The organism is Peribacillus sp. NPDC097295 (assembly GCF_044761665.1).
Taxonomy (GTDB): domain Bacteria; phylum Bacillota; class Bacilli; order Bacillales; family DSM-1321; genus Peribacillus.
The window spans coordinates 538,296-551,651 of record NZ_JBIWCW010000002.1 but is presented as its reverse complement, the minus strand read 5'-3'; the positions used below and the strand labels follow the sequence as shown (position 1 = coordinate 551,651).

Here is a 13,356-nt window from a genome sequence, read left to right as displayed (position 1 = left end):
CTCCTTTTTTGAACCGACCGATAAAAACTCATGTTGACCGATATATCCCAAAATTGACCGATTAGGCTCTTTTAATTATTGATATTCGTAATTCTACCTTCCGTAACTGCAGTGATTTTTCCACCTTTAAAAGTGTTTTTCACATATTCGACGAACGCTTCTAAATCAGCATGTCCGAATACGCGCTCCTTACCTTTTAACACGGTATAGTTGTCGCCACCGCTTGCCATGAAGTCATTGACAGTCACTGTATACGTTTTAGCATCTTCGATTGGGGTTCCATCAGCTTTCTTCATTTCAGTGACACGTTCAGCAACTGGCTTGCTGAAATCAGCCTTATAGCTCAATCCTGAGATTTGTAGCGTTTTCGGATTGCCTTCAACGACCCACTGCTGTTGCAGCAATGTTTTCACTTCAGCACCCGTCAATTCAAGTTTAACCAAGACATTTCCGAATGGCTGAATTTTCGCCAAATCGGCATATGTCACTTCTCCTTGTGGAATGTCTGCACGAATTCCACCTGGATTCATGAAAGCGAAATCGGATTGTAAATCGGCTCTCATAGAATCCGCGATTAAATTCCCTAGAGCCGTTTCCTGGGTATAGGCATTCGCTCTTAAAATCTTTTCATCCGTCGTACCTAGTGGAGCTTTCAACTCAGGGAACTGATCCAAGTATGTGTTAATGAACTTGGTTGTTTCAGCATCCGGTGTGATTCCGTCTTGAGTGACGGTAACGATTTCAGCTGATTTTTTAACGATGTCCTTTGTTTTCGGATCGATTTCTAAATCAATATCCTCGAAGGCCGTTCCATAAGAGTAGGCTTGTACGATTAATTTTCCATCGACCGTACTGTTATTCTTGGCATGATTATCTCCAGCCAGGATGACATCGACTTCATCATCGATATCTTTTGCCAGTTCTGCCACTTCTCCTGTTATGACTCCATCTTTCTCAGTGCCTGGATCATGTGAGACAACGACAATCGATTTAACGCCTTTTTCCTTCAGCTCATCAACCGCTTTATTGACGGCTGGAGCCTGCTCGATGAATTCTACGTTCTTGATGCCTGCCGGACTTACCTTTTGTGGCGTTGAATTCGTGACGACACCAATAAATCCGATTTCCGTACCGCCGACTTTTTTAATCACATATGGGTCCAATATTGGCTTTTTCGTGTCTTTGTACACGACATTGGCCACCACATACGGGAAGTTCAGCTTATCAAACACGACATCTGAAGTGGGAGACTTCCCGCCATTAATTTGGGCCATCAATGTTTCGACCCCTTTGTCGAACTCGTGATTTCCTACCGTTCCTACATCAAATCCCAAATTATTCATAAACTGAAGGGTTGGTTTATCCTGTAATAAGGATGAAACGGGAGCACTCGCACCAACCGCATCCCCAGCTGAAATTAACAATGTATTTTCCGGGTTCTCTGCTTCACGCTTTTTCAAGTGTGCAGCTAAGTAATCGGCACGCCCTTGCTTGACTCCTCCAAACTCAGAGGTAGTATCCATTTGACCATGAAAATCATTGATGCCCAACAATTGGACTTGAATGTTGTTATTGGCTAGATTGAATTTGTAGATACCAAAACCTTTATCATCGGTTTTTCCTGTATACGAAATGGCACTATCTTCATTCAAATACTCTGCACCTTTTGGTGAAGAAGTAAATGTAACATTCACCTTGTCGGAAATCGGGGCAATCGACCAGTTATTATCAGCAGTCGGATTGATTTCCTTCTCTTGTGTAATGTAATCCATCAAGATCTGACGGTTTTCATCAGCGGAATCGACAATATATTCACTGCCTTTAACGCCTGGGAATTTTCCTCCGCCTGATGCACGATAATTATTCGTTATGACGATGAAATCTTGATCTGGATCAACTGCTTTCCCTTCATATTTCAAGTTCGTGATTCTGCTTGAATCTGATAACTTTTCACCTTTTTCATCATAACGTGGAGCTTTCGTGACATCGACTTGGTACGTCACGCCATCAATCACGTCAAAGTTATAGACCGCAAACTTGTCATTCAATAATTTTTGTTCCTCCGTTTTTGCAGGATCGATGGTATTGAATTTCCCTGCGGACATTTCAAGCCATTCTTTGACCACGGAGCCTTTGATTTTGATGGCTTTTAACGTATTATCGTACAAATATAAATCGCCGGCGCTACGAATCGTTAAATCACCTTTTTTGATATCGGTGTATTCCTCTACTCCATTGCGACCAGCCTTAAATGGTGCACCTACTGAAAGAATCGGTAAGTCCTTATATTCAGGTCGATTGTTTTTAAGGTAATTTTCAACATACCATTTTTGTGCACTTGTCACGACCTGGACAGAAGGATCATCCTGCACAAGGGCAAAATAACTGTGGATCGGTGCAGTTGTTTTACCGATTGGCGTGTTAACATACTTAACCGTTGCGTCGTGATCTTTCTTGACCGCTTTTACGACAGCCGCATCTTCAGGAGCTTTTATACCGGTTACTTTGTCATTGATTGCCCGGGTTGAAGAATCTGAGTTGATGACTTTCCATTTTCCCTTAATATTCTGAATATCAAGGTCGATGATGCCCAGATTACTTCCACCGTATCCTGCTTGGACCGCTGGTACCCCATTGATCGTTCCCTTTTTATTATCTACGCCTGGAAGTACTTTGTTTTGACTGTCTTTGAACAAGTTGTCCAATGATGCCTCATCTTGAGCCGGGAAGACTTTATGAGTATGTGAGAACGTGATGGCATCGATATTGGCCACTTTACTTAATGAATAGATAACATCCTCCGTGTTTTTGGCGTCGCCGCTAAAACCGGAATGTGTAAGTGCCACGATGACATCTGCACCCTTTTTCTTCATTTCAGGGACAAATTTATTGGCTGTCGCGACGATTTCCTTGGCCACGACTTTTCCTTCAAGATTTGTTTTATCCCAATCCATGATTTGTGGTGGGGCAAATCCAATATAGCCGATTTTCACGGATTTTTCATTGCCATTTATATCTTTCACTTTCTTCGTCACGATCTTGTAAGGCGTGTATTTATTTTTATCGTTGTTTGGATTTTTGTCTTTGTCTTTTTTATAAACGTTTGCATTTACATAGGGGAATTTCGCATCATTGATGGCTTCATCCAAATAGGGTAAGCCATAGTTGAATTCGTGGTTACCGAATGTAGCCACATCATAATCAAGTAGATTCATCGCTTTATAGACCGGGTGCACTTCTCCCTTTTTAAGCGGGGCTATATTCGCTTTGTATGTACCAAGCGGTGTTCCTTGAATGAGGTCCCCATTATCTACTAACACGCTATTTTTGACTTCTTTTCTTGCCTGTTTGATCAAGCTAGCCGTGCGGGAAAATCCTACCGTATCAGATACGGCATTTTTGTAATAATCATAACTTACTAGATTGGTGTGTATGTCTGTCGTTTCCATGATCCTCAATTCAAAGGGGGCATCGGAAACCGAATTGGCGAGGCTTGTGCCGAAATTACTCGTTTTTCCATTATAATTGGAAACGACAGATACCTTGATCCAATATCCAGACTTGTACGTGTTGAAGTGAGCGGAAAACTTTTGTGCTGTTTTGATGTCGGTTTCTACAGCTGATTGAGAAACGACTTTTGACCCATTCATTAATTGAAAGACAACGGCTTCTTTTCCCTTATGACCCTTTTTGGGTGTAACGGTCACAGTGGCTTTTGCCCCGTTTGTGTAACTTACGGAAGGAGAAGATAATGCAAACGATTTCGCTTTGACGTCTCCTTTCGCGGATGCATCCACCGGCAGGGCAAATGGTGCTGTAATTAAGCTGACAGCAAGGGCAGGGACTAGCATTTTCGACTTGAACGACATACTTCACAACCTCTCAAATTTTATCAAATTCTAGAATAATATAACATATTTTATCTGAATTTTTACATATTTTACTACGATATTACATTTTTTGATAAAATAATTCTTTTGAACCATTTATCGATTGACAAAAAGAGAAACACACTATTTAATAATCCTGCAAAAAGGCCGGTTCATAGAATGAACCGGCCTACTACTCTATTTCATTATCTTATGCTTTCCTCTTCTTTTCCCTTTCTTTTTCTCACTGATGCAGGTATTGGCACCCTTCTAAAATCCTTAAGAAGTGTTTTATAAAAGGCCAACATGATGAGCAGGAGAATGATCGTGAGTGGCAAGGCTGACACGACTGAAGCCGATTGCAACCCAGTCAACCCACTCGATAAGAGAAGGACTAACGCAATGGCGCCCATCAACACTCCCCAGATGACTCTGACGAAAATCGGGGGATTCAAACTGCCATTGGTCGACATCGAGCTTAGTATATACACAGCTGAATCAACTGATGTCACAAGGAAGGTCAAAATTAATATCAAGACGAATCCTGTAACTACAGGTGTGAAAGGAAGCCCTTGAAGCATGGTGAAAAGGGCACTTGTGATATCTTTATTCACAGCAGTTGCGATATGCGTCCCTTCAAACAAGTCCATATGGAGAGCTGTTCCTCCGAAAATAGCAATCCAGACCAATGCTACTGCTGGTGGAGCAACCATCACTCCCAGGATAAACTCACGGATCGTGCGCCCTCTCGAAACGCGAGCAATGAATGACCCGACAAACGGCGACCAAGCAATTGCCCAAGCCCAATAAAAGATGGTCCATTTGTAGACCCAAGGATTTCCGGTATATGGATTCAGCCTTAGACTATACGATACGAAATGGGAGATATAATCACTAATTCCCAAAATGAATGTATCTAGGATGAATTGAGTCGGTCCCGTAATGAAGATGAACAGCATGATCAAAAATACTGCAAATAAGTTAAAGTTACTTAACCATTTCATCCCTTTGTTTAACCCGGTAATCGCTGACGTTAAGAAAAGGGCTGTCATGCCAATTACAATGACAATCTTTATCCAGTTTTCGTCCGGCACATGATAGGAAAAACGCAAACCGCCGTCGATTTGCATGATTCCTAATCCTAACGAAGTGGCTACCCCCATGATCGTGGCGGTAATGGCAAGAATATCAACGATGTTTTTTATAGGTTTTACGTGCCTCCCCTTTCCGATTATAGGAGAAAGGGTGGTTGATACCATACCATTTTCATTTTTCCGAAATTGATAATAAGCCATGGCAAGTCCCACGGTTGCAAATATGGCCCATTGGCTCACGCCGTAATGAAAGAAGGAATATCCCATGGCCAACCGAGCACTTTTTGTCGTTAATGGCTCGACATTATTGTATGGCGGTGTAAAGAAGTGGGTCATCGGTTCCCCTATCCCATAAAAAACAAGAGCAATACCAAAACCACAGGAAAATAACATGCCAATCCAGGTGAACAAAGGGAATTCCGGGCGTTCGTCCTCCCCACCCAAACGTATCTTTCCGTATTTGCTAAAAATGAGATAAATCATAAAAATGACGAATAAGAAGACGGCAGCCAAAAATAGCCACCCAAAAGAAGATGTAGTAAAGGCAAGGGCAGCATTGGCTCCATTTGCAAAAGTTTTAGGAATCATTGCTCCTATGATGACGACTAGCGTGACAATAAATGCAGAAATCCAAAAAACACTATTTAATTTAAAGCGCATCGATTCTTCCTTTCTAAAGTTGCAAGGGTTTTTTATTGAAATGAGTAGGTTATACGAATGGTCATTCGATGAGATAGAATTGGATGGAAATAAGAGGACATAAAAGGAGCTTGCCTATAAACAAAAAACTCTAGCCTACGTTGCTTATTTCATTCTCGACAGAACATGGGAAATCTTAGAATCCAACAATCTCCTACGTCCCTTCTAACAAAATCAATTCTTTACTATAACTACCATTTCTAGACTCTTAGAAAACATCTCAGTCTAAATATCTATATACCCCCTTTTTCAAACGGTAATCATAAAACAGAAAAAAGAACGGGTATCCAAGGCGCGTTTCCCCGTTCTTTTAAAGGCATTTATAAATGGCGGTCAATCAAACTGGCGGAAATCGGTTTAATCCCCATTTCCCTCGACCAGATCGAGAGCTGCCCGATATGATGAATTTCATGGGCAATCAAGTGTCTTAGTATCATGCCCTTTTCATAACTACCCTTCATCCATGGAGCCTCTATCAAATCATGCTCCATGGCAGGTGACCACGTTTCCAAAAACTCTCTTACTTCCGGATGATACCTACTAGACAAGTCCTGAATCTCTTCGACTGTGTGGAAATCATCTAAGTCTATTTCAACGTCCGGCTTCCCCTGTATTGCACGAATCCAACTATACTCGACATCGATGACATGGGCGAACGTCTTAATAAAATTACCCATTCCCCCGTTCCGCTGTCTCAGCCATTCATCGGGATTGAGCTTCAGACACCATTGAAACCAATCTCTTCTAACTTGCCAGTTATAGCTAAAAAGTGTTAGCAGCACTATCATCTCCTATACCGAAAATACTCTACATCAAATGAGAAAATGGAGCATCAAACCGAAGATTCACCCATTCCCTTCCTTATACTCATAATAATCCTGCCGCTGCATGGTCCTGAATCCACAATTTTCATAGAGTCCCAGAGCACGCGCATTCTTCGCTTCCACTTCAAGAAAAATATCGTAGCCAAGATTATGCTGTTCAGCCACTATCTTACTCAGCACCTTTTTGCCAATGCCTTTTCCCTGATATTCAGGAAAAATCGAAAAGCCATAAATCCACGCTTCCCCATCACTATGATCGACACGGATTTTACCGACCGTGATTCCATCTGCCTCGATCATCAGGGTTTTTAACGTATCTTCATATTGAATGCGCTGATAATATTCCCTTGCTTCCTTTTCCAGAAACTGAAAACATTGAATATCCAACTGGATTTCTATTTCCGCATCCGTTATCCGTGAAGGGCGAATGATAATATCTTCATGGTCAGACAGTTCGGTAAGCGACCATTTCATTTGGTATTCCGAAAACGCAAACTCACATGGGATTCGTTTCAAGAACTCTTTTCCGGAATCAGATGGACCCGGAGCATTCAGGATTATCGCTCTTGCTTCCCTTCTTAATGCAGCTTCTAAAGCTTCATTCACCAAGTCCGTGAAAATCCCCCGTCTCCGGAAATCCGGGTGAACCATTCCACACATCTCCAATTTACTGCCGAAGTCATATAAACCGACAAATCCAACAAGTTGATTTCCTTCGTAATGTAAAAAATCATTTTGCAAGACGCCATTCCGGCTCCGGAGTGTCTCCCAGTTCAGCTTCAGCGAAAAATCCCCTTGTTCACTTTCCAATTGCAATTGTTCGAGATCCTTAAGTTGTTTCCTATTCAAAAGAGCGCCCCCTATCCTAAAATTTCATTTTATTACCAATTTACGAAAAATACAGCATTTTTGAATAGAATAATGCATTTTTTTTCGTATAACGTAAAAATGTTGTTTTTTCAAAAGTATTTTCACTTTACCTTATAAAACAAAATACGTATGAGAGGAGGCTTTTCACTAATTCTAAGGTCCGATGAGTTATATTAATAAAATGATTCTATATGAGGATTATTTTTACCATTTTTTGTGTTATATTCCAGACTAGGAAGACATAATATCCTATTCGGGCAAAAATAAGAATTGGAGGGCTCACCTTCAACCCTTTATTTTCACTATCTAGATTTTGGATTCCATAAAGAAACGGAATCCAAAATCCGTTTTTCAACTAGCTCCTTATGTCAGCTTCTCTTTTTATGACCGGTCTTCTTTAGGTTCTCTACTTCTAGAGTCAGTTCATTTAATTTTTTTCCGAAGCGGAAGAGCAAAAACATTGAAACGACGAATGGATAGCCAAAATCGCTAACTAATGATACCCACACAGTAGCATCCTCAATCATCATCCTCTTCACCCCTTTTCTTGTATCTATTAACTAAAGTGAATAATGTCCGAGCAAAATCAATCTAGCCCTATCGGTTTATGGTAAAAAGAACAAATGTTCGTATATAATTGATTTATTCCCCTTGTCCATCACTTTATGAATTTAAGGAGGGATAATAAATGAACAAGTTAACCGCTCATTTCTTTTCTCATTCACTTGATGTGTTACATCAAAGATACACTTCATTCTTTGAACAACCCATCATCCAGGTTTTTTTACAAAACCCTGACCATATGAAGATTTTCACGGATACACTTGAGTCCCCATCCTCAAACAACATTTGTCATCTCAACGAGACATTCCAAATTTTCTATTATAGGGCCAAGGTATACAAATACTTATGCTCACTAATTTATTTTTTCTCCGTTGACTATGATAAAAGAGCGCGAAAACAAAGGGAACGTTATCAAATGGACCTCGAGATGACCTCGGATAGTGGCGGGATCATCGATCGAATCGGAAGCCTGGATATTCAACTTGAAAAGATGGGGGAAACCGGCGACCTTTCTTCCCATATAGGTGACGAGGAATTGGTAAAAGCCCTCCAGAAGCTGACGCCGAAACAAAATCAGGTACTGACGATGGTCTATTCCTGCGGCCTTTCCAACAAAGAAATTGCAGCTTATTTCCATGAATCGCCTCAAAACATATCAAGTATTCGCAAACAGGGACTCAAAAAACTGAGAAAACACTATATGGATGAGATTTATGCTAGGAAGGAGAACAGGCATTGTGGATAACAAACTTTCAAAACAAGAATTGATGGAAATGATCGATTCTCTCGATCCTAAAATAAAAAAATCCTTAAAGAACACACATTATCAAGACAGAAGTGACCTTGAACAAGAAATCAAACTCAAAATCATAGAATCCTATGAAAAGATCGCTAGCATCGAAGCTCCCAATTTCGAGGAATTTCTTACTGAATTCCTGAGTAAACAGAAACGGTAGGGGCTGCCAAGTTGGAGTACACACTCGCCTTTGACATTTTTTTGTGTAAGATATACGTTTCGTGACAGACAAAGGACCTCACTTCTAAAGTAAGGTCCTTTTCATCTACTCTGGTTTTAATGTCAGCTTATCGCCTTTTGGTTTGTCCAGTATCGTTTTATGATAGGTTCCATCCGCCCAATCCTCAAGCTGATCATGATACCATTTGCTTTTGACATTTCCGGATTGGCCCGGGCCGACAAGATGATAGGCTTGATTCGTATCAGATAGATCGATGACAAATCTCCAGGAACCACCATGATTGACGGTTCCATCCTCAAGAAATGCGGCTGCCTGGACAGTGACACTGCTGCCACCAACTGGAATCCCTCCGTCGCTGTTGAATAAATAGTTCAATGGTGAAACACTGGAAAGTGGATGATCAAACCTGACTTGGTGGTAATCTCCCCACTCCCAATCGGTTAAATCAGAACCTTGCGTTTTCTCCAGTTCTTTCAACGTCTGCTGCAACGACATCCCCAAGACCTGCTCAAGCCCCCCGGCCTCTTCAATCCACGGACCTGGTTTACCGTTCAGTGCCTCACGCAGCAATTCATCAATCGCCGATTTTCTTCCATTAAAAAGTTTAAGCGTTTCCTCAGGAATCTCGTCCGTCAGCAGGACATCACCGATTTTCTTCATCCACACATTAAAGATCATCGGTGCAGCGGCATCTGCAGAATCTATCTGATTCCATTTCTGTAAAATTTCTAGCGCCTGTTCTTCCCGCTTTCCGGACGAGCCATTTAATATTTTTAAGAATTGCGGGACGAATTCTCTCGCTTGCAGGTTCATCTGATCCATCTGCAGGCTTTGCATATCCTCTGCAGTCAGTTTCTTATTGGCTTGTAAAAACTCCTGAATCCTCATTTGACGATATGGCTGTGCCCAGTTATTACTGATATGGTACGGATAATCGTCGGAAATGACCTTATTATTCGCCGTTGAAATGAAACCTTCTTCTGGGTTGATGGTTTTCGGAAGTTCATCAAATGGAATATAACTCTTCCATTCATATTCATCCGTCCAGCCCGGAACCGGCAGCATGCTATCACCTTTTTTTCGGATAGGAATCTTCCCGTTCGCCTTATAGGCAATCGTCCCGTCGGTAGAAGCGAAGACAAAATTCTGTGCCGGCGTTTCAAACTTCAGGAGCGCCTTTTCAAATTCATTCCAATCTTTTGCCTTATTCATATTCAATACCGCTTCCAGTTCAGCTGATGGATCAAGGGCCGTCCATCTTAATGCTAGGACAGAGTCCTTCCCGCTTTTACCCGCGAACTCGGAAACGACCGGTCCATGCCGTGTAATCGTCACTTGATAATCAATCGTCTTGCCGTCTTTCATCTTGATCGGTTCATCGACTATCTTCGCTTCTTCCCATTCATCCTTGTAAGCAAATTCATTCTCATTCTTTGGGTTTCTCTTTTCGATATACAGATCCTGAACATCCGGTCCCGTATTCGTCACACCCCAGGCGACGTTTTCATTATGACCGAGTATGATTCCGGGAATCCCAGCAAATATGACCCCGCTCACATTGACGGTCGGTGCCTCCAGATGCATTTGGTACCAAACGGAGGGTGTCGCCAATCCGAGATGGGGATCATCGGCTAGAAGCGGTTTTCCGGAATCCGTTTTCGCACCGGATACGACCCAGTTATTACTGCCATTGAATTCATAAGGAATAACGGCACCAGCAAAGCTCTTCTCAATATCCAGATCTTCCTTGCCGATGATATATGGCGCGTCCTTTGGATAATCCGGGAATAAGTCATAGGCCTTTTCCTTCGGGAAAGTTTGCAGTAAATACTGTCTGAACGCCTGATCTTCCCAGTTCCCACCTAAATCAAATGCCATATACTTTCCAATGGTCAGAGAATCCGTAGCTGTCCAAGGCTCCGGTTCATAGCCTAGCAACGTGAACTCGACTGGCCATTTCCCGCTTTCCTGCAATTCGGCGATATACCGATTCACGCCTTCCGCGAATACATCCAACGCTTCCTTTCCTTCACTTGTATAAGCGTCGTAAGAAGATTCGGCAGCCCTCCTTAACCCAAGAGTCCGAAAATATTTATCATTTTTAACGGCCTTCTCACCAATCACTTCGCTTAATTCACCGGATGCCTGACGCCTGCTTAGGTCCATTTGAAACAAACGGTCCTGCGCCTGGATATATCCTTGAGCCAAATACAGATCATGCTCATTTTCGGCCGTTATATGTGGAACGCCACTCGAATCCCGCACCACTGTAACCGGTTTCAAAAGACCAGGCAATACTAAATCCCCTTTCGTTTCAGGAAGCGATCTTGATAAAAATACATTTGCCGCAATTACTGCTAGCACTACTAGTAAAAGTAGTGCTCCGGAAAACCACAGGACACGTCTTTTCCATTTTCGTTTTGGCTTTGGCTGAGGTAAGACTGCTTCCATTGTTTCATCTCCCTTTTCTTAAAACTCTCTCTTTCTACTTTAAAGTATTCGCTTTTCTACCCGACTTCCCTACCAACATCCTAATATTTTCTACTTTGTTCCAGAAGGAATGAAGGTATTCCTCTCATTTTCCTATGTAGTGCAAAGAAAGAGACCTTCTAAACGTAAAAGAAACGCATCGATAAACCGATGCGTTAGTTTGTAGACAAAAGTGGATTGGCGGAAGGTACGAGACTCCTGCGGGAAAAGCGCGTCTAGAGGAGACCCCAGAGGCGAAGCCGAGGAGGCTCCCTGACCGCCCGCGGAAAGCGAGTGCCTGAAGTGGAAATCAACGTTCATATTGTACAAGCCATATAAATAGACAATTCCATTTTCATCGAGTTTGTCTACAGTCTGACGCATCGCTAAACGGATGCATTTCTTTTAGACCTTATGGTTAAGAAATTCAATCACTTTCTCTAGATCATCCGTGTATAGAAGAGATTTATCGAAGTCATGGACGGCCTTCGCCTCCGCTTCCATGTAGTCATATCGGGAAATGAGATTCAGGAACCTTTTCCATTTATGTTTTTCCTGCAGAAGCTTCTTTTCCCTTTCAATATCCTCCGAAATCACTTCGTTTATAATGAAACAGGGATCAGTTAGCACCGGGTTCTCGAATCGTTCGTGTAAGGTTTTCAGTTTTTCTTTGTCCCATTCAACCCTGACCAGGTCTGATACGGCCCCTACGTTATCGACTGAATCAAGGATACGCTTTGACAATGCGTCATATTCTTCATATTCTAATCCATGGTCTGTCAAGATACCTATACTGAACCATTTTACATGTGGATGAAGATCATTTTTCTGCTTAAATGCCAAGATTTATTCATCAACCTTTCGTTTACGTAACACTGATATTTTTTAAACCTGAGCATGTACGAATTATTTCTCGGTTTCTTCATTTCTATGCCGAGCCAACGTGAGGGCAATCCTAAGACCATATCATGATTCGTCAAAATTAAAAAATATCGGTCACCTTTATCTCTATTTTTTAAAAGGTTATCCTCCCCTAGAAGCACCACTACATCCTATAAAAAAAAGATATCCTCATTCATCAGGATACCTTCATTCTGCGTACTGGACCGTAATCCCTCTCCGTTTAACAATATGTTCCATAGCCTGAGCAAATGATAAGAATGATTTGACCTGGTGAGAGAAATCAAGCTTGATAATTTGCCTGACCACAGCTGGCGTAAACCCGACAAACATCGTTTCCGTACCCATCAATGCTAGCGCCCCCACCAACTGATCAAGTAGGGAAAACATATTATCATCTTTCGTATAGGTGATGCCGGAGAAATCCAAAATCAATACTTCAGCATGAAAATCGGTACTTTTTTGCAGGACCGTCGATTGCATGGACTCCATTCGCCATTCATCGATGCGACCAATTAGTGGTACGAGCAGAACATCTGGTAACATAGTTTGGACAATTGGCGTCGCCAACTCTTCCATGACTTCTTGGTTCTCTTTTATTTTCTTTAAAGACTCATTTGCCGATTTGGCTATTTCCTTATAATAATTCACATAACTCACACTCATGCAATAAAGGAATTCGTCCAAGATGGCATCGATCATCGAACTCGCTTTTAACAAGACTTCGATTGAATAGTGGCGATTGCTGACTTCCTCTTCAATAAAACTCCAAAACAGGTTACGGCCTAACTGAATTTCGGCGATAATTTTGTCTAACGAAACTCCGATTTCCATAATTCGGTTACCAATTTTCATCCCGAATTCTTTCATGCTTTCCATCGCTTGTCTTTTTCCATAAATTAAAGCATCCGCATGAATTTGGATGATTTGTGCTCGAACCACTTTGCTCGCTTCCAATTCATAAGGCGAATCTTCTTCGAACAGTTCGATATGCTCCACTAATATATATTTGAATTTTTCAATTTTCTCGCCAATTAATTTTAATTCTTCATCCATAACGACAACACACCCCCGGACATTTCTTGATTTA

10 protein-coding genes are annotated in these 13,356 nt (G+C 41.7%); 2 read left to right on the top strand and 8 right to left on the bottom strand.

The features are described 5' to 3' along the window. Window positions 1–71 precede the first annotated feature (71 nt). The 5 genes from ACIQXN_RS05905 to ACIQXN_RS05885 all read right to left on the bottom strand — a co-directional run bounded on the left by ACIQXN_RS05905 (window position 72) and on the right by ACIQXN_RS05885 (window position 7,886). Entirely contained in the window at window positions 72–3,869 is a 3,798-nt protein-coding gene (locus tag ACIQXN_RS05905) for a bifunctional 2',3'-cyclic-nucleotide 2'-phosphodiesterase/3'-nucleotidase (protein ID WP_402963137.1), read from the bottom strand. 206 nt (window positions 3,870–4,075) lie between these two features. Next, window positions 4,076–5,623, bottom strand: coding sequence for a BCCT family transporter (locus ACIQXN_RS05900; RefSeq protein ID WP_402963134.1), 1,548 nt, complete (start codon window positions 5,621–5,623; stop codon window positions 4,076–4,078). A 359-nt stretch (window positions 5,624–5,982) separates the two neighbouring features. After that, window positions 5,983–6,444: a DinB family protein gene (locus ACIQXN_RS05895; protein WP_402963131.1), complete on the bottom strand. Its 462-nt coding sequence runs from the start codon at window positions 6,442–6,444 to the stop codon at window positions 5,983–5,985. A gap of 63 nt (window positions 6,445–6,507) precedes the next feature. After that, on the bottom strand, window positions 6,508–7,335 hold the full coding sequence (locus ACIQXN_RS05890) for a GNAT family N-acetyltransferase (protein WP_402963128.1): 828 nt from the start codon (window positions 7,333–7,335) through the stop codon (window positions 6,508–6,510). A gap of 389 nt (window positions 7,336–7,724) precedes the next feature. Beyond that, on the bottom strand, window positions 7,725–7,886 hold the full coding sequence (locus tag ACIQXN_RS05885; RefSeq protein ID WP_402963124.1) for a YvrJ family protein: 162 nt from the start codon (window positions 7,884–7,886) through the stop codon (window positions 7,725–7,727). Between the two features lie 158 nt (window positions 7,887–8,044). Here ACIQXN_RS05885 and ACIQXN_RS05880 point away from each other — a divergent pair, with 158 nt between their 5' ends. Both ACIQXN_RS05880 and ACIQXN_RS05875 read left to right on the top strand, forming a co-directional pair. Continuing rightward, window positions 8,045–8,665: a sigma-70 family RNA polymerase sigma factor gene (locus ACIQXN_RS05880; protein ID WP_402963120.1), complete on the top strand. Its 621-nt coding sequence runs from the start codon at window positions 8,045–8,047 to the stop codon at window positions 8,663–8,665. Continuing rightward, complete coding sequence (locus tag ACIQXN_RS05875) at window positions 8,658–8,876, top strand: hypothetical protein (RefSeq protein WP_402963116.1); 219 nt, start codon at window positions 8,658–8,660, stop codon at window positions 8,874–8,876. Before ACIQXN_RS05880 ends, ACIQXN_RS05875 begins: the two co-directional genes overlap by 8 nt. A gap of 105 nt (window positions 8,877–8,981) precedes the next feature. On the opposite strand, the gene ACIQXN_RS05870 is transcribed toward ACIQXN_RS05875, so the two are convergent. The 3 genes from ACIQXN_RS05870 to ACIQXN_RS05860 form a co-directional block, all read right to left on the bottom strand. Continuing rightward, window positions 8,982–11,348, bottom strand: a complete 2,367-nt coding sequence (locus tag ACIQXN_RS05870) for a penicillin acylase family protein (protein ID WP_402963112.1) — start codon at window positions 11,346–11,348, stop codon at window positions 8,982–8,984. A 423-nt stretch (window positions 11,349–11,771) separates the two neighbouring features. Then, complete coding sequence (locus tag ACIQXN_RS05865; RefSeq protein WP_402963108.1) at window positions 11,772–12,209, bottom strand: hypothetical protein; 438 nt, start codon at window positions 12,207–12,209, stop codon at window positions 11,772–11,774. Between the two features lie 246 nt (window positions 12,210–12,455). Further along, on the bottom strand, window positions 12,456–13,322 hold the full coding sequence (locus tag ACIQXN_RS05860; RefSeq protein ID WP_402963105.1) for an STAS domain-containing protein: 867 nt from the start codon (window positions 13,320–13,322) through the stop codon (window positions 12,456–12,458). Between the last annotated feature and the right edge of the window lie 34 nt (window positions 13,323–13,356).

Coding starts and splice junctions, on each gene's coding strand:
- ACIQXN_RS05900 (WP_402963134.1), bottom strand. CDS start 5,623: ATGCGCTTTAAATTAAATAGTGTTTTTTGGATTTCTGCATTTATTGTC.
- ACIQXN_RS05885 (WP_402963124.1), bottom strand. CDS start 7,886: ATGATGATTGAGGATGCTACTGTGTGGGTATCATTAGTTAGCGATTTT.
- ACIQXN_RS05870 (WP_402963112.1), bottom strand. CDS start 11,348: ATGGAAGCAGTCTTACCTCAGCCAAAGCCAAAACGAAAATGGAAAAGA.
- ACIQXN_RS05860 (WP_402963105.1), bottom strand. CDS start 13,322: ATGGATGAAGAATTAAAATTAATTGGCGAGAAAATTGAAAAATTCAAA.
- ACIQXN_RS05880 (WP_402963120.1), top strand. CDS start 8,045: ATGAACAAGTTAACCGCTCATTTCTTTTCTCATTCACTTGATGTGTTA.
- ACIQXN_RS05905 (WP_402963137.1), bottom strand. CDS start 3,869: ATGTCGTTCAAGTCGAAAATGCTAGTCCCTGCCCTTGCTGTCAGCTTA.